The organism is Pseudoflavonifractor gallinarum, assembly GCF_014982855.1.
Classification (GTDB): Bacteria; Bacillota; Clostridia; order Oscillospirales; family Oscillospiraceae; genus Pseudoflavonifractor_A; species Pseudoflavonifractor_A gallinarum.
Genome location: NZ_JADCKF010000005.1, coordinates 190,427 through 206,608, shown reverse-complemented (window position 1 = coordinate 206,608; position 16,182 = coordinate 190,427). Strand labels below are relative to the sequence as shown.

The window sequence follows — 16,182 nt, the reverse complement described above, 5'->3', positions numbered from 1 at the left end:
GCAGCTCCACCGAAGCACCCCGGGAACGCATCGACTATGCCAAGCGGGGCTTATGCGCCTGGTGCAGTGTGCCGGACAACAAAAAAGCCACGCCCCGGGAGGCGTGGCAGTTCGGCAGTGATTTTGGAAAACTCCATGGGGAGTTTCCCGGCCTTGCGGATAAAAACGGCAGCGGGTGGTTCCATAGACATGTGCATCGGGTGGTGGATTTTGTGCGGGAAAATCCCGAACGGGTATCCAGCAGCGCCCAGAAAAAGTGTGCTGCCATTGAGAAAGGCTTTGACCGGGCCTGGCGGGACAAGGTGATTCAGATGCAGATCCCCCTGTTCGCCCCCACCACTAAGGGACAGTGGGGCCTGCGGTTTGATAGTTTTCTGGCCCAGGCGCTGGAGCTGGGGCCGCTTCGGGATGAGGAGCGGTCACTGCCGCCTGAATTAGTAGAACAACTCCGCGCGCTCACGCCCAAGGGGGTTCCCGTGGAGATGGTGGAGACGATGGTGTCCTACTACCTCGCCAACAAGCCGGAGGATTCCGACTGGGTGGTGCTTCCGGTGGCCAACTTCGACGCGTACTTCGGAACCACCAGCTTTGGGCGGAAGTATCTGAAACAGATCCCGGAGATCATTCTGGAGCGCTCCGAAACTGGCTTTGGACTGTGTCGGTATCGGTTGGGCGGCACCCTTGCCATTCAGTAGGGATAGAATCAGGCATCCATCTCCGCCTTTTCTTCCGAAGATGGATGCCTGTCTATCTCAAAGTGATTCAGTTCGTATGCCATTTCCCACGCCAGACGGAATCCGCAGATAAAGCTGTCCACGGAGCGTTGCTCTATCATCAGGTTCTGGGCGTCGATGATCTGCAGCACCAGTTTACGCTCCGGCTTGTCCAACCGCTCAATGAGCTGCCGGTGGCAGGTCTCAACTTCCTGTTCGGATTCCACCATAGGCAGAGGGGTGTAGAATTTGTCGTACAGCAATCTCAAAGTTTCGTTCATGTGCCCCGCCTCCTTGTAGCAAGACACAATAGCACAGGTTAAGGAAAATAGCCAGTTCTTTGCGGATATTTTACAACCAGAAAGTTGCGCTTTTATCCAGGGTCTCTTTCCTCTGTTTCCAGTCCGGCATCAGCATCGTTAAGAACGCATAGAACTGCTTAGAATGATTTGGGTGAACGAAGTGGCAGAACTCATGCATCACGACATATTCGATACAGTTGAACAGAGCTTCTAACAGCCTCTCATCCAGTGTAACAATCCCCTTTGGGGCAAATGAGATGCCCATCGTTTCACTATATTTCGAATTCGGAACACTGAAATCAGCACGCGATATTTATCAAATACGGGATATCAATGATGTCAAAAAACAGCTTCAATCCCCTTTCCTTCTCGCAGCGATCCTCATAGTGATAGCGGAATTTCATCACAAATTGTAGCTGTTCCGGGGCTGCACAAATCCCTAATTTCTCCGACAATTCACAAATTGCCGCCTTCATCGGACCTTTACCGACAAAAACATGACCAGTTGCCGATGTATCATACTTGCCGGGATTAGAATCTTTATCCAGCTTCTTATCGAAAACCCAAGCAATTATTTACCGAGCAGCTGACAATATGAGCCGTCTCCTTCTTGTGTTTGCTATCGCCATGGCCCTGTCCTGCCGTCCCTTGGCGGCCTCCAGGTCGTCAAAATCACCCAGCGCCCGCAGATCCAAATGGGAGGCATCCACCCCGGCGCCGGGATGCTCCGCCTGCTGGGACAGGGTGATGGGATAGCGCCCCTCCAGCTGCCCCCGGATGCTCTCCCAGCGCAGGCGGCACACCTCCAGCAGGGTGTCCACCGCCAGCAGGTGGTCCTCATAGGAGCAGAAGGCGGTGGGGTCCGCCTCCACATAGGGGGCGATCATGGCCTGGGTCTGCCGGATGACCGCCTCATACCGGCCGCTCTGGAAGTACTCCGAGAGCAGCTGGCGGAAATAGGCGTGGTAGCGGGCAAAATAGTCGTCGTTTTTCATCAGGTTGTGATACAGGGGCCGCTCCAGCATGACCTCACCCCGTGCGGGGGTGTTCACCGGCCAGTTGAGGAGCACATTGGGGTCCCGGATGGGATCGGTCATCCCCAGGGCATAGGTGCCGAAGGCCAGGTTGTAGTCCCAGGGCAGGATGGAGAGCATCCCATCCTCCTCATAGAGAAAGTAGTTGTGCCCGGTGTGGCCCAGATAGCTGTCCCAGTTCATGACGAACACCTGGACGGTAAAATACCGCAGCACCTGGTCCACATTCACCGCCGTCTCCAGGTTTTCCCCCGTGGACAGTACCCGCAGGGCCTCAATGAGCCGCGCCTGGTCCGCCCCATCCACGTCAAACTTGGCGTTGTCAAAGAGGTTGGGGTAGCTCCCGGGGTCATCGCCGATATACCTCAGAGCCACGTCGGCGTTTTCCGCCCGGAGGGAGCGGTAGTCCGGCTTGTAGAGCTGGCCGTGGTCCGGCCCAAAGTTCCGCCGGGCAAAGGCCTCCTCCGGCTCCTCAATGGCCAGGAACAGCCCCCAGGGCTGGCCGTTCACCGTCACCCAGGTATAGCTGCACAGGGGCGCGGGCACCTCCATGAAGGCCATCATGTCATAGACCAGGTAGGTCTTGAGATAGCTGTTGTCCTGAAAGGAGGCGTCCAGAGAAAATTTGTCCAGGCCGTAGTAATTGCCGCCGTCCACATAGTGGTCGAATTCCAGCTTCAGGCTGTACCGGGACAGGCCGTACTCCTCCGTCAGCCGGAGGGAGTTGTTGCCCTTGGCCCGCAGACCCACCTGGTAAAATTCCTCCCCGTCGATGACTGCGGTGCAGGGGACATAGGCCTCCGCCGGTGCCTCCGCCACAAACTGCCCCCAATCCTCCACCCGGAGATCCACCGTATGGACGCGGCCGTTGTCAAAGAGCCGATAGGCGTACCCCGGCGCGGAGCTGGCAGCCGGAAGGCCCAGGGCCTCCCCGAAGCAGAGCAGGCCGGTGAGGGCCAGGGCCAGCAGAGCCACCGCGGCGCAGATAAAATTGATGTACCGGTGGCGGATCATGGCATCACCCCATGTAGTCCCCGTTGTAGGAGACCAGCACCACGTTTCCCACACCCTCCATGGTCCCCAGCTCATTGACAAACGCCGTGTCAGCCTCCCGCAGGCGCACCTCATAGTTCAGCTCGATCTGGCCGGGCGAGACACTCTTGCTCTTCAGATTCAGCCGCCGCACCCGCGCCTCCACCAGGGCCCGCACCTGTCCCTCCACATCCTGATCGGTGCAGTGGACCACCAGGATGTAGGGGGACTCCCCGTTCTTCTGCCGGGAGAACACCAGCAGCACAATGCCCACAAAGAGACTGCCTGCCACCGCCAGGGGAATGAGCCCCGCCGCCAGCACGATGCCCGCCGCGATGGACCAGAACAGGAAGGCGATGTCCATGGGCTCTTTGATGGCGGTGCGGAAGCGGACAATGGACAGGGCACCCACCATGCCCAGGGAGAGGACGATGTTGCTGGTCACCGCCAGAATCAGCAGGGTGGTAATCAGGGTGAGGGCAATGAGGGTCACTCCAAAGCTGGGGGCGTACATGACGCCGGCATAACAGGTTTTATAGACCAGGAAAATGAACAGGCCCAGGCAAAGGGCCAGCGTCAGGGCGATGGCGGAGTCCAGCAGGGAGACTGCGTCCAGCCGTTCCAAAAAGCTGGATTTGAAGATATCCTGAAAGGTGTTCATGGGCAGGCCGCTCCTTTTCTGTATTGATTTAGTCAAACCGTCGGCACAGGGCGTATTTTGAACAGGCCCCTGCCCGCCGGTCCGGCGTCTGGACCGCCAGGCGCACCAGGTCGGGAAGAAATGCGTCGTACTTGACCTCCAGCACGGTCACCCCGTCCAGCGGTTTGAGGGGAAACCCGGCGGGGGAGAGGAAGCCGGCACTGTCCCCGCAGGTACGCAGGTTTCGGTCCAGGGTCACCCGGACGTTTCCGGGGGCGTACAGGAAGGCCTCCCGGTCGTAGCACACCACCGTCCTGGGCCGCAGCAGCGTGCCCCGCAGCTTGTGGTACAGCTCAGCCAGCAGCGGCTCCCCCCGCTCCAGAAGGAAGGCGTCCTCTCCGGCCAGCAGCCGCTCCGCCTCCTGCAGGGTCAGACGGGCGGAACGCTTGCCGCACAGTCCGTTTACCTTGTACTTTTTTTCCAGCTTGAGGAATGCGGGGCTGGCTCCGTAGTACCGCAGGCGGAATTTCTCCCGCCGGTCCACCCCGTCCAGCTTTTTCCGGAGAGCGGTGTCGTAGGGCGTGTCGAAATACAGGCTGGTCACCCGGTAGGAGCCGTCCGCCCCGGCGTGACCGTCCCGGGGAAAGAGTTTCCTCAGCCGGTGGGTAAGCACCAGATCCTCCTGGGGAGCGATCTGGTGCTTGAGCTCGTGGCGCAGGCGGAGGGGCTCAGTCGTCCCAGCCGTCATCGTCGTCATCATCGTCGTCATTGTCGTCGTCCCGGTCATCGTAGTCGGTGTCCTCGTAATCGGTGACGCCGTCCGCGTTGGGACCGTAGTCCGTGTCGTCATAGTCGGTGACGCCGTCGGCGTTGGGGCCGTAATCCGTGTCGTCATAGTCGGTGATGCCGTCGGCGTTGGGGCCGTAATCCGTGTCGTCATAGTCGGTGATGCCGTCGGCGTTGGGGCCGTAGTCGGTGTCGTCATAGTCGGTGATGCCGTCGGCGTTGGGGCCGTAGTCGGTGTCGTCGTAGTCGGTGATGCCGTCGGCGTTGGGGCCGTAATCCGTGTCGTCATAGTCGGTGATGCCGTCGGCGTTGGGGCCGTAATCCGTGTCGTCATAGTCGGTGATGCCGTCGGCGTTGGGGCCGTAATCCGTGTCGTCATAGTCGGTGATGCCGTCGGCGTTGGGGCCGTAGTCGGTATCGTCGTAATCAGTCACGCCGTAATCGGTGATTCCATCGCTGCCGGGACCGTAGTCGGTGTCGTCATAGTCCTGGAACTCCGCATCCATTTCCGTGACCTTGCCGGTGTAGGCGTCTACCTCATACTCGTACTCCACGCCGTCCAGGACGAACTCCACCTCGTACTCCCCGTCGTCCAGGTCGTATTCCTTCTCCACAAACTGGAGGTCATCCCGGCCCAGCTGGGTAGAGAGGATGCTCTGGGCGGCGGAGGCGTTGATGTACCCCTTGTCGCCGTAGGCATCGTCGTAGTCGTCCTGGTCCAGGGTCACGGGCTGAGAGCCGATCTGGTCGGTCTCCACCACCAGCCGGACCGCCTCGGCCAGTTCATTGAGGAACTGGTCACTGGGATAGGCGGAGCCCCGCTCCAGCTTCAGGATGATGTTCTTCTCGTGGCCGCCCACGGTGGCGTCGAAGTAGCCCAGGGCATTGATCTCGTCCACCAGCTCTCCCACCACCTGGGTACAGGGCCGGCCCTGGTAGCCGGTGTAGGAGGCCAGCAGGGTCTGGGCCTCCTGGTTGCGGCCGGTGAGGGCCACCACGTTGCCAGCGTCGTCATAGTCCATCTCGATCTCCGGGTTCACACTGAGCAGGACAGTGCCCACGGCGCCGCCGCTCTCTTCCAGAAGGGGGGCGCTGGTGCCGGGGGCCTCGGGGAGGGACGCCGTGCCGGCGCCGTTCCCGCAGGCGGTCAGAGCGGTCAGGGCCAGGGCGGTGGTCAGGGTCAGGGCAAACAATTTGGTGTGGATGTTCTGTTTCATGTCTTTCATCTCCTTGAACATGGTGTTTGGTTTTGTGTTCTGATTTTAGATTACGGAGCTGCAGTTTAAAAACCGGGGTCACTAAACTGATTTTTTTCTTTCTTTTGTTTACACAGGGAGGATACGGCGGCCGGCCTTGAAAATCGGGGTCGCGGAGAAAAATTTTTTGCCTCAATCGTCCTCGTCCTCATCCTGGTCATCCCCGTCATCATCCCAGCCGTCATCGTCGTCATCCGGGACGTCATCCTCCGGATCGTCGTCATCATCCGGCTCCTCATTCGCCGGATCGTCGTCATCCGAATCGTCATCATCCTGCTCGTCGTCCCGGTCCTCATAATCGGTGACGCCGTCACTGTAGGCCCCGTCGTCGGGAGGCTCATAGTCGGTTATTCCGTCCGCCTCCGGGCCGTAATCGGTGTCCTGATAGCCGGTCGTCCCGTCGCTGCCGGGACCGTAGTCGGTGTCGTCCTGGTCAGCAGGGGGAACTGCCGGTCCGGGGGTTGGCTCCGGATCCGGTTTGCTGGCCGGCGGCGTCACCGGGATGACCACCTCGGTGGCCGGCGGCTGGGTTGACGGGGCGCCGATCTGAATCACGATGGTCTCCCCGTACCGCTGTTCCAGATCCTCCCGGGCCTCCTGCTCCTCCCGGGCCTGCCAATCGGTGTCGGAGCTGGTGACGGTGATGGACACCGTCTCCCCGCCGGAGAGGTAGCCCAGGTCAATGGCCCGCTCCACCAGCTCCTCGGTCACGTCCTTCCGGTCCTTGCCGTTATAGTCATAGCCCTCGATCAAAACCCGGCCGTCATCGTTGAGCCCCTCCAGCTCCAGCACCCGGTCGGTGCGGCTGAGGGTGAGCTCCACGTCGGGGTTAATTTGGATGCGCAGCGCGCCGTAGGGAGTGAAATTGGGCTGGTAATAGCCGAAGAACACCAGGCAGAGGCAGGCGGCCAGGCCCGCCAAGCCGGACAGGGGCTTCCACAGGGCGGGCCGTTTCTCCTGCGGCCTGCGCAGCTCCACAATGTTCTCCACTCTGTCCCCCACCTGATAGCGGAGGTTGGCGGCCTTCAGAAACCGGCCTTCCTCATCCAGTACCACCGCATAGGCCGGGTGCACTTCCATCACCAGATAGTTCATTTCATGCTCCCTCCCTTCGCCGGGGCGATCTGGCACAGGTGTCCCCGGATGATCTCATAGCCGTTGGTAAAGGCCAGCAGGATGGCTACCAGGTACTTCCGGTGCCGCTCCATGGTCTTTTTATCCGTACCGGAGCCCACCGCCAGTTCATTCATAGGCAGCTTGCCTGTGTCCTCCACCCGCTTCAGCAGTTCCGGGCGGGATCGGGCAAAGTCCAGCACCCGGCGGCAGGCGGCGAAGGTCCGCTCCTGCCGGGGGCAGTTGTCCGCCACATCGGAGAAGGTCAGCCCGAACCGGGCCAGCTTCTCCGAGAACTCCTGGATCTCCTGCCGGTCGGCAGTGCGCACCGCATACTCCTCCGCGTGGTCCGCCCCATCCGGGATGGTGTCCAGCAGTTCGCCGCCGTCCTCCTCCCCGCCCAGGGGGGTGTGGAGGGAAATCACATTGCCGCGGCGCTTCTCCGTCCGGTAGTGGTCGATGAGCCGGTTCTTGATTGCCCGGGCGGCGTAGGGCAGGAAGGCGCCCCGGTTCTTTTCGTAGGCCAGCACCGCCTCGTAAAAGGCCAACATGGCGATGCTCAGCTCGTCCTCGTGTCCGTTTTCCGGGGCGGTGTGGATAAACTTTACCGTCTCCGAGCGGATGAATCCCATGTACTGACGGATCAGGGCGTCCGCCGCCTCCGAATCTGTCTTGGCCGCCTGCACCTGGGCCGCGATGTCGTGCTCTGTGCGCACCATTGCTATCCCTCCATCCCCCTCCAGCAGAAGGATACGAAGCCGATGCCGGATTTTCGGGGTCATAGCAGAATTTTCAAAGGGCAGAAAAAACTATTGTAAAGTTTAGCAACTGTGTGGCGGGCGTGCGACCACCTCAGTGTCAAGTTTATGTCAAATCTATGTAAAGAGACGGCATGGGGAAGTTTGTCTGGAAGGGGGGACAGCATGCTTGGGCCGCTTCACCCGGACAGGAGGAATCTTCCGCTGGCGCACCAATCTGCGGAACTGGCCTATGATACAAAAAACCGAGGCGGAGGGATACAAGATTCCCTCCTGCCTCGGTTTTTATGCTTTTTCCTCAGCCTGCCATTTGGGACAGTACCAGCAGAGCCTGGGCAGTCTGTGCCCGGGTAGCGGTCTGGCCGGGGGCCAGGGTATCCGCAGCAGTTTCGGTGAGCACGCCAGCCTCTACCGCCCAGGTCATGGCCTCTACTGCGTAGTCAGAGATCTGGGCGAAGTCGTCAAATGCTCCAATAGCCATGCCGTTCTGGTTGGTGTCATAATCCTTGTACTGAGCGTAGCGGTAGAGCATGACAGCCAACTGCTCCCGGGTGATGGGATCGTCTGGGCCAAACAGACCGCCGCCGTAGCCGCCTGCGATTCCATCAGACACAGCCCAGCGGACGGCCTCGCCATAGCTGGCCGCCGGGTCCACATCAGAAAAGTTCATCAGATAGTTCACCGACGGACGCTCCTCCAGTTCCCACAGGGCCGCAACTGCCTGGCTCCGGGTCAGTGTTCCGTTGGGGTCGAACCGATCCCCGCTGATGCCGGACATCAGGCCGTTTTCATAGACATAGCGGACTGCCTGAGCGTCCTGTTCCTCCACGTCGGTGAAGGGCAGGACAGAGAGCGCCTCGCCGCCCACCTGGTAGACGGCCACGGTGCCGGACACCTCGCAGGCAGCCAGCAGCAGTGCCTTGCCGGTGGGGCTGGCAGAATCGCTCAGGAACAGCAGGCCTTCGGGAGCCACGTCGCCTCCGGTAACCCACTTGTCCAGCTCTCCGTCCTCGTACTCCTGGGAGCCCTCCACCACGGAGGAGAAATCACGGGTGTTGATGTAGTTCACATACTGAGCGGCAGTGGGCTCTGTCACATCATAGACCATGAGTCCGCCGGTACGCTCCAGAGCGACGAAGGCATAGGTGCGGCCATCCACCGTTCCCACGGTGACACTCTCGGCCTCCGAGCCCTTTTTACCGGAGCGGTCGTCCAGAACGGCGTTGTCGTTGGAACAGTTGTAGTAGTCAGGGAGATACTGGGCAGTGAGGGCCTCAAAGTCATCTCCGCTGGTGAAAACCTCGGTGATGCCGTCTGCGCGGACCTCGTAGATGGTGAAGGTGCGGCCGCCGAAGAGGTAGTCCTTACTGCTGTCCAGTCCGTCAAAGTCCTCGGACTTGAAGAAGACCACTTTACCGGTGAGGTCCGAGTTCTCTGCTGTGATGGCCCCAGTGGGAGAGGCGGCGCCCTCATCGCCGAAGTCCCGCTCGTCCTCATTGAGGTAGAAGGTGCCAAGATCCTCGTCGCCCCACTCCCGGGCGTCGCCTTCATTGGCGGTGACCAGGTAGGTGCGGCCGTCCGCCTGGAAGGCGGCGATGGCGTCGGGCATCCGAATACCCATCAGGCTGCCATAGGTCTTGGGTGCATAGGCGTCGTCCTTCTTGTCCACGTCGACGGGGGTGACGCTATAGTCCTCAAAGCCTGCGGAGTAGATCCCGTCAAAGGTCCGGGAGGCCAGGTCCAGTACAGCAATGGCGTTGTTCTCCTGGAGGGTAACATAGGCCTTGCTGCCGGAGACTGCGATATACTCCGGTTCCAGGTCGGTGGAGGGGGCCACGCCTTTCTTCAGCACCACACCGGAAGCGGCCAGCGTGTCCCGCTGGGCATCGAAGGTGTCAAAGCCCACCACTTCACTGGTGAGGGCGGATACGTTCACTACGGTGACCGAGCCCCTGGGGTCGGCGATCCCCTCCCCGTAGCCCTCCCGGGGCTCGCCCTCGTTGGCGGTGAGGACGGTGTTGTTGTCGGCAAAGGTCACCATATCCGGCTGCACGCCCGTCTCTACCAGCCCCTTCAGGGTCAGAGAGCCATCCCCATTGCAGGTAAAGAGAGCCACCCGGCCGGCATCGTTGTACCCCTCTGCCTGAAGGGCAGCAGCCAAGGTGGTTTTGTCCGGGGAGACAGCCACCGATGTCATGTCCCCGTAGCAGAAGGAGCTGTCTGCCGCCTCCACCAGGGCTTTGACATCGATATCCGTGCCGCTGAGCTGGACCACGCCGGTACCGGCGGTAAGGTTATTCAGGGGGATAGCTGCCAGCAGGCCGCTTTGACCGTTGATGGCGTAGGCGAAGCCGTTGGCCTGGCTATAGGCCACGATCTCCATAACACCGCCGTCCACATTGAATTGGCCGGATGTGTACCGGGCAATTTGAGTCAGGTTCAAGGGGGTGTTGCCGTTTTCATACCCGGCGGTTGGGCTGGTGCTCGCCGCGGCCGCGGGTACCACAGCGCCCAGTTGGAGTGCCAGGGCCAGGACAATGACCGCCGGCCGTCTTATTTTTCTCATATTGCTTCCTCCTGCGGATTTTATTTTGGACAGGGAACGGGGGGTTCTTCCAATTTAATTTAGTATAGTCTCACCGTTGTAAAATCCGAAAGAAGGGATATGTAAAATTCTCGCGGCAAACCCTTTTCTTCTTCGATTTCGTGATGAAATGCCGCCTGCAGCAATGGTGAGAATCTTCCCGCGAGGCTGAAAAGGACACATGGCGGTCCTGTCATCCGGCAGAACTTCATCTTACAACTGTGCGCGGAGCAGGATGCTCTGCTGAGAGTTTTCCTGCTCCAGGGTGGGGACCAGACCCTCCGCGGTATCAAGTATGAACTGAATGCGACCATATCCGCCAGACCTCCGCGGCCATTATGCACCAGGATCTCCCTTGCCCGAAAGCGGATCAGGTACACCGCTGTTGCATACAGGTCAAAACATAGTTCAGAAGCAGGGATGCCTCGTCGGAGCCTGTTGTATCTTCCAGAGAGACCTATCGGAACGATCAGAACCGGGGCGCCATTTTTATTACTGCTCGCCCAGTATTTTCATCAGACCATACACCGCAGTCCGTGGGCAGAAAACTTGCCACTTTGCGAGCGCACTACATTCGCATCCATATGAAACCTCATCCCACGGCTCGGGTTCCCTTCCAATTTAGTAGTCCGATTTTCTGGACTTACCCCTCAAAATTGAATATCTCAAAAATCCGTTTTTCATAACTTTTTTGATTGAAAAATTGTCAATATGGGCCTGTAGCGCAGTTGGGAGCGCATCACATTCGCATTGTGGGGGTCGTCGGTTCGAATCCGATCAGGTCCACCAAAACTGGAAATCGCCGCAGTGAAAACTGCGGCGATTTCTCATTTGACCACAGAAATACCACAGACGGATTTCTGCTTTGACCACTTGGCGGGCACTCCCGAGAGGGGGTGCCCGCCTTTTTTGTTTTCTACGGCGCAGAATTTGAGGGGCTTCTTCCCTCAAAACAGCTGCCCTGGCAGCTTCAATTTTTCCTTGGGTGGGAAGCTGCAATCAAATTCCTCCGCCGCGGACTCGTCCACATAGTAGCCCTTTGGCGTGTGGTAGACGCCAGTGATACCGTCCAGAAAACCGGGCTGGAGTTCTTTTAGCAGAACATAGGGGACAATCTCCTGTTCCGGTTCCCCGTGGTAGCGGATGCCTTTCGTCCCAGCCACCACAAAGCCGGACTTCCCGTAGAAGTCGATGTTGCCCTCAATGCACAGAGCCCCGGCACCCAGTTCCTCGGCCAACTCCATGGAATAGTCCAGCAGATACTTGCCCAGGCCTTGCCGCTGCAGGTCGGGCCGGATGCTTATGGGGCCAAAGGTCATCATGGGGATCTCCCGGCCGTCGTCGGCCACGATCTTAGCCCGCATATATAGCACATGGCCTATGAGCTCCCCGTCCCGTTCCATGACCAGGTCCAGCTCCGGTACAAAGTCCGGATCCTCACGCAGCACATGGACCACATAGTGCTCCAGGCAGCCAGGGCGGTACACATTCCAAAAGGCTTCCCGGGTCAAATGTTCTACGGCAGCGTGGTCTATCTGCGTTTCCCGGCGGATGATGATATTCTCTTGCTTCATACGTTTGTCCTCCTTACATCTCTCCGCCGGGGAATTTGCCATGCTTGCGCTGATTGTGTTCTTTAGCAAACCGCCGGGCCTGCTTTATGCCGCCCACTTCCCTGAACATACGCTCCGCCTTTTTGACCTCAACTTCCTTGCTGCTCAGTCCGTCATAACCGCTCTCATGCTCCAGTTTGCGATAGCTGTCCAGCCGTCTCTGATCCAACCGTCCCTGTTCCACCGCTGCCAGGACAGCACACCCCGGTTCGTTGGTATGGGTGCAGTCCCGAAACCTGCAATGTTGGGCCAAGTCCTCGATCTCCCCAAAGGCATGGGAGAGGTCCGCGCTCTCAGCCCCCATCTCCCGCATACCGGGTGTGTCGATCACCACGCCGCCTAACGGGCAGGGAAACATTTCTCGCCCGGTGGTGGTGTGCCGTCCTTTGTCTCCCTTGCCGATCTCCTGAGTGGAAATAGCCTGCGCGCCCAGCAGGCAGTTAATGAGGGTGGATTTTCCCACACCGGAGGAGCCGATAAACGTACAGGTCTGTCCTTTGGCAAAATAGGGCGCAAATTTGTCGCGGATATCCTCATCAAACATGGACAGCGTCAGAATATCCGAAAAACAGGAGATGGCCTCCACCTGAGAAACCGCCTGTGCAATGTCCTCACACAAATCCGCCTTGGTCAATACAATGACCGGCGTTGCCCCACTGTCCCACGCAATGGATAAATACCGCTCCATACGGTTCAGGCTGAAATTCTGGTTGAGGGACATGCACAAAAAGACCACATCCACATTGGATGCCACAGGCTGAGCCTGACCGGACACGCCAACTGCTCTTCGGACAAACAGGCTTCGTCTCCGCAGCACCCGGTGGATGACCGCCAGTCCACACTCCACCGTCACCATGACATAGTCGCCAACATTGGGGTATTGGGCCAGTTCCTCTGTCTCATACCGAAGTTTGCCGGATACCTCCGCCAGCAGTTCCGCCTGCTCGGTCACGATCTTATACTTTCCCCGGTATTGGGCGGTCACTCTGGCCAGTGTCTCTTTCGGATATAAAGTAGCTTCTGCTAAAAAGCGTTCGGAAACGCCATACCTTTTCAGTTGATGCAATGTAATAACCTCCATTTTGATCGTCTTCACATATCCAGACGGAAGGAGGTCTGTACCGATTACTTCGTCACACCTCCTTCCATTCTTACAATCTCCATTTTCTTTGTGTTCATCATAAAAACACAGACCAGGAGGGCGTCCGCGAGATGACCAAGCCCCTGTTCAGCATCCCGCCTCACCAGTTTCTGTTCAACGCCGGCTCCATCGACAAGCGGTCCTACATGGATATGCTCCAGCTGGAGGAGTCGGAATACAATCTCATCAAGTTCCCCCAGCGCGGCGTCTGCCTGTACAAGTGCGGCAATGAACGATACCTGCTGGAGGTTCACGCCCCGGCCTACAAGGAAAAACTCTTCGGAACGGCAGGTGGTCGCTGATGGCTGTTTCTGCTGCCGCGGTGGCCAAGGCCGCCGCCATGCTGCTTACCAACGAAAAGACCCGAAAAGGTGTGGGCTGGATTCTGGTGGCAGTTTTTTCACCGGTCATCCTTTTGATCACCCTGCTCTGCGCCATTGGCTCCGGCGGGGCGGAGCATAACAACTATTCGGTGGAGGCATGCTTCTACGGAGCGGAATTCTCCGCAGAAGTTCCGGCGGAGTTCCGATATCACATCGAGGAAATGCGCTCGGCCTTTTCTCTTCTGGATTCGGCGGTGTCCTCTGCCAACGAGCAGATGGACAGCGGCAACAGCCTTGATCCAATCAGAGTCAAGGCTGTTTTTTATGCCCTCTGCTTTGGGGACGACGCCCCGTCCACACGGGCGGTGAACAGCTTCGTGGGGTGCTTCTACACCACCGAAACCCGAACACGAACCGTGGAAGTGACTCTGGAGGACGGGACCACAAGTACAGAGGAAGAAGAATACACCGTCGCGGTGCCAGTCTCTCTGTCCCAGGCCTACGCCAACCTGGAAGCCCATCTGGGCAGAGAGATCACGGAAGATGACAAGAGCAACATCGACCATATCTATACTATGATCGCAGGGAGCGCCGGCGTCGGCAGCTATGCGGACTTCATCCGTGCCAACTGGCTGGGCGGCAGAACCACAGACTGCGTGGGCCTGATCAAAGGGTACGGATGGCTCAATCCCGACACCATGACCATTGAGTATGGGACCAACGGGATGCCGGATCTTGGTGCCAACCAGATGTACTATAACGCCTCAGTATCCGGAACCATCGACACCATGCCGGATATCCCCGGCCTCGCTGTCTGGCATGACGGCCACATCGGCGTGTACATCGGTGACGGTTATGTGATTGAAGCTATGAATACCAAAAAAGGTGTGGTGAAAACAAAGCTGGAGGGTCGGGGCTGGACCCACTGGCTGCAGATCGAATACATCAACTATGACTGAGAAAGGAAGTGCCAATGAAGCAAGTGAACCTGACCATCACCTTCGACGAGGAGAAGCTCTCTGCGCTCAAACGCTATATGGGCAAGAAGGAGCTTGACCTGGATCGTGAGATGACGGATGCGCTGGTGAAGCTCTATGAAAAATATGTGCCCGCCCCTGTGCGGGAGTATATCGATGAGAGCGATGTAAGCGCCGCCGCTCCGAGCAAGCCCCGGCGCAGCCCGAGAGCCGCCGCACCGAAGCCTGACCAGGAACCGGAGGTGATCCAGTGAACAAAGATGAGATCGCCATGGATTACAAGAAGGAGCTGAAGAAGCGGATCAGCGCCGACTATGAGCGCCGGGTCAAGCAGTGGATGGCGGCCGATCCCTCTCAGCTGATCGATGCCGCTGAGGAGATCACCGCCGCACGGTTGATCCACGACAATATCGAGGACGCCATCAATGAGGAGGACGCCAGATTTCTGCTGGGGCTGGACGAGCCGCTGGATGAGCTGGCAGACCGCTGGATTGCGGAGAATGGTCTGGATGCCTCCCATGGTGAGGAGCTGCTCCACTGCGTCTGGACGCTTCGGGAGGATCTGACTGATGACGCAGGCCCACGCACGGTTCGTGATTTCCTGGCCACCCATGTTGGCGGCGTCTTTTCCCTGATGACCCCGTGCGGCTTTGTGCCTCTGACCGCAGCCCAGGCGGAAGGACTGATGAGCGGCCAAAGTGCTGCGGCGCATCCCGGCGTGCCCGGTATCACGATGTCGCTCTCTGCCGACGATCTTCTCAGTCAGACGGTCAACAGCGCCAACTACGCAAACGGCGTGTGGCACCTCCTGACCGAGTACCCTGAGATGAAGCAGTGTGGGCCGGAAATGGGAGGAATGCAATGAGGGGCCGTGAGATCACACTCTGGCTCGACGAGCGGTGGTACGACGCTCTGAGCAAACAACTGAAGGGGGAAACGCTGGAGGAGCATCTGGAGAATATCCTTGATGAAATGTGCAACCAGCTTCCTCAGCGGGAGTACGAGCGCATCAGCCATGAGCTCTGGGCAGAGCAGCAGGCGGAGGAGGAGGCTCGGGAGGCTGCACGACGCTTCGCTGTCTTCCATGTCACGGAGAACGGCAGCTCCGATTATATTCTGGCCGAGGAAAAACTTGAGCTGCTCTCGACCGCCCGACGGCTGCGCAGCTACATCCGCAAGCCGCCCGACGAGGCGCCCCACCGCTTTGTCGAAACGCTGCTGCACACCCAGCGAATCTCTCAGGAGGAGTTCAACTCCTATGTGTCGGAGCGGCTGGACAACACCGGCCGGGTGGTGGGTGCCTACGACATCGACCTCGACAGCGGAGATATGGAAGCCGTCAGCATCATGGATGGCTGGAAGCGGTTCAGAATCCGGGATGTGAGCACCGCCGCCTACTTCGCTATGAAGAAGGGCAACGCTTCGTCGGACGAAAGGTGGCGGATCTTCCTGGACCGTCTGGAGGAGAGGGCGCTCAACCAGGAGCCGGAACCGGAATACCTCACTGGCAGTCGGCGGCTCTGCGCCGAGGACATCTCCTTCGCCGAGGACATTATTCAGAACGACAACCTGCTGGAGTTCTACATGGAAGTATCGTTCAATGCGGATCAAGTGTTCGGAACTGATGTCTGCACCTCCGAGAATGACGACTGGCTGAACATCTATGCCAACTACGATCTGGATGCCCGTCGTGTCTGTGACACGCTGGAGGTGTATCTGCAGCGTGGCAACGGCGACGAGGAGGCGTTCAAGTATCGCCTCAGCCCCGAGGAGCAGGCTCTGCTCCTCCCCAAGATGAACACCTACTGTCAGGAGCACTGGGGCCAGAGTTTGGAGGAGTGCTGTGCGGACTATCTGGCGGAACAGAGCAAGGAGCTCCCGGAGATGCAGATGTAGCGCCGTGTCGCCCC

At 58.9% G+C, this 16,182-nt stretch carries 16 protein-coding genes, 1 tRNA gene and 1 pseudogene; 7 read left to right on the top strand and 11 right to left on the bottom strand.

The genetic code is table 11. From position 1 onward, the window contains the following. Positions 1-695: hypothetical protein (locus INF37_RS07420; RefSeq protein WP_193537448.1), on the top strand; the 695-nt coding region annotated here is incomplete at its 5' end. Positions 696-703: 8 nt separating this feature from the next. Here INF37_RS07420 and INF37_RS07415 read toward each other — a convergent pair. The 9 genes from INF37_RS07415 to INF37_RS07375 form a co-directional block, all read right to left on the bottom strand. Beyond that, a complete protein-coding gene (locus INF37_RS07415; protein ID WP_193537446.1) occupies positions 704-994 on the bottom strand; it encodes a DUF6809 family protein in 291 nt (96 codons plus the stop codon). 70 nt (positions 995-1,064) lie between these two features. Next, entirely contained in the window at positions 1,065-1,280 is a 216-nt protein-coding gene (locus INF37_RS16005; protein WP_193537444.1) for a M48 metallopeptidase family protein, read from the bottom strand. 310 nt (positions 1,281-1,590) lie between these two features. Continuing rightward, a complete protein-coding gene (locus INF37_RS07405) occupies positions 1,591-3,063 on the bottom strand; it encodes a CotH kinase family protein (RefSeq protein ID WP_193537442.1) in 1,473 nt (490 codons plus the stop codon). A gap of 4 nt (positions 3,064-3,067) precedes the next feature. Then, on the bottom strand, positions 3,068-3,742 hold the full coding sequence (locus INF37_RS07400) for a DUF4956 domain-containing protein (RefSeq protein ID WP_193537440.1): 675 nt from the start codon (positions 3,740-3,742) through the stop codon (positions 3,068-3,070). Positions 3,743-3,770: 28 nt separating this feature from the next. Next, on the bottom strand, positions 3,771-4,490 hold the full coding sequence (locus INF37_RS07395; RefSeq protein WP_235964252.1) for a polyphosphate polymerase domain-containing protein: 720 nt from the start codon (positions 4,488-4,490) through the stop codon (positions 3,771-3,773). After that, positions 4,450-5,724: a PepSY domain-containing protein gene (locus tag INF37_RS07390; protein ID WP_193537438.1), complete on the bottom strand. Its 1,275-nt coding sequence runs from the start codon at positions 5,722-5,724 to the stop codon at positions 4,450-4,452. The genes INF37_RS07395 and INF37_RS07390 overlap by 41 nt, the downstream gene beginning before the upstream one ends. A 171-nt stretch (positions 5,725-5,895) precedes the next feature. After that, on the bottom strand, positions 5,896-6,858 hold the full coding sequence (locus INF37_RS07385; protein WP_193537437.1) for an anti-sigma-I factor RsgI family protein: 963 nt from the start codon (positions 6,856-6,858) through the stop codon (positions 5,896-5,898). Further along, the gene (locus INF37_RS07380; protein ID WP_193537435.1) at positions 6,855-7,595 is read right to left on the bottom strand and encodes a sigma factor; all 741 of its coding nucleotides are present in this window, start codon (positions 7,593-7,595) and stop codon (positions 6,855-6,857) included. Before INF37_RS07380 ends, INF37_RS07385 begins: the two co-directional genes overlap by 4 nt. A 337-nt stretch (positions 7,596-7,932) precedes the next feature. Next, positions 7,933-10,200: a choice-of-anchor I family protein gene (locus tag INF37_RS07375; protein WP_193537433.1), complete on the bottom strand. Its 2,268-nt coding sequence runs from the start codon at positions 10,198-10,200 to the stop codon at positions 7,933-7,935. Between the two features lie 731 nt (positions 10,201-10,931). On the opposite strand from INF37_RS07375, the gene INF37_RS07370 reads away from it, so the two are divergent. Next, a tRNA-Ala gene (locus tag INF37_RS07370) sits at positions 10,932-11,007 on the top strand. A 158-nt stretch (positions 11,008-11,165) separates the two neighbouring features. On the opposite strand, the gene INF37_RS07365 is transcribed toward INF37_RS07370, so the two are convergent. Further along, entirely contained in the window at positions 11,166-11,792 is a 627-nt protein-coding gene (locus INF37_RS07365) for a GNAT family N-acetyltransferase (protein ID WP_186963332.1), read from the bottom strand. 13 nt (positions 11,793-11,805) lie between these two features. Beyond that, positions 11,806-12,816: a ribosome small subunit-dependent GTPase A gene (gene rsgA, locus INF37_RS07360; protein WP_452617933.1), complete on the bottom strand. Its 1,011-nt coding sequence runs from the start codon at positions 12,814-12,816 to the stop codon at positions 11,806-11,808. Between the two features lie 206 nt (positions 12,817-13,022). On the opposite strand from rsgA, the pseudogene INF37_RS07355 reads away from it, so the two are divergent. The 5 genes and pseudogenes from INF37_RS07355 to INF37_RS07335 form a co-directional block, all read left to right on the top strand. After that, positions 13,023-13,274: pseudogene (locus tag INF37_RS07355) on the top strand (type VI secretion protein); the annotation flags it as partial. After that, positions 13,274-14,254 carry a hypothetical protein gene (locus INF37_RS07350; protein WP_193537429.1) on the top strand — a complete coding sequence of 327 codons (981 nt, stop codon included), beginning with the start codon at positions 13,274-13,276 and terminating at the stop codon, positions 14,252-14,254. The pseudogene INF37_RS07355 and the gene INF37_RS07350, both read left to right, overlap by 1 nt. A gap of 14 nt (positions 14,255-14,268) precedes the next feature. Then, positions 14,269-14,526, top strand: coding sequence for a DUF6103 family protein (locus INF37_RS07345; protein WP_087295551.1), 258 nt, complete (start codon positions 14,269-14,271; stop codon positions 14,524-14,526). After that, positions 14,523-15,137, top strand: a complete 615-nt coding sequence (locus INF37_RS07340; protein WP_087295553.1) for a hypothetical protein — start codon at positions 14,523-14,525, stop codon at positions 15,135-15,137. The genes INF37_RS07345 and INF37_RS07340 overlap by 4 nt, the downstream gene beginning before the upstream one ends. Continuing rightward, positions 15,134-16,168, top strand: coding sequence for a hypothetical protein (locus INF37_RS07335; protein ID WP_193537428.1), 1,035 nt, complete (start codon positions 15,134-15,136; stop codon positions 16,166-16,168). Before INF37_RS07340 ends, INF37_RS07335 begins: the two co-directional genes overlap by 4 nt. Positions 16,169-16,182 lie beyond the last annotated feature (14 nt).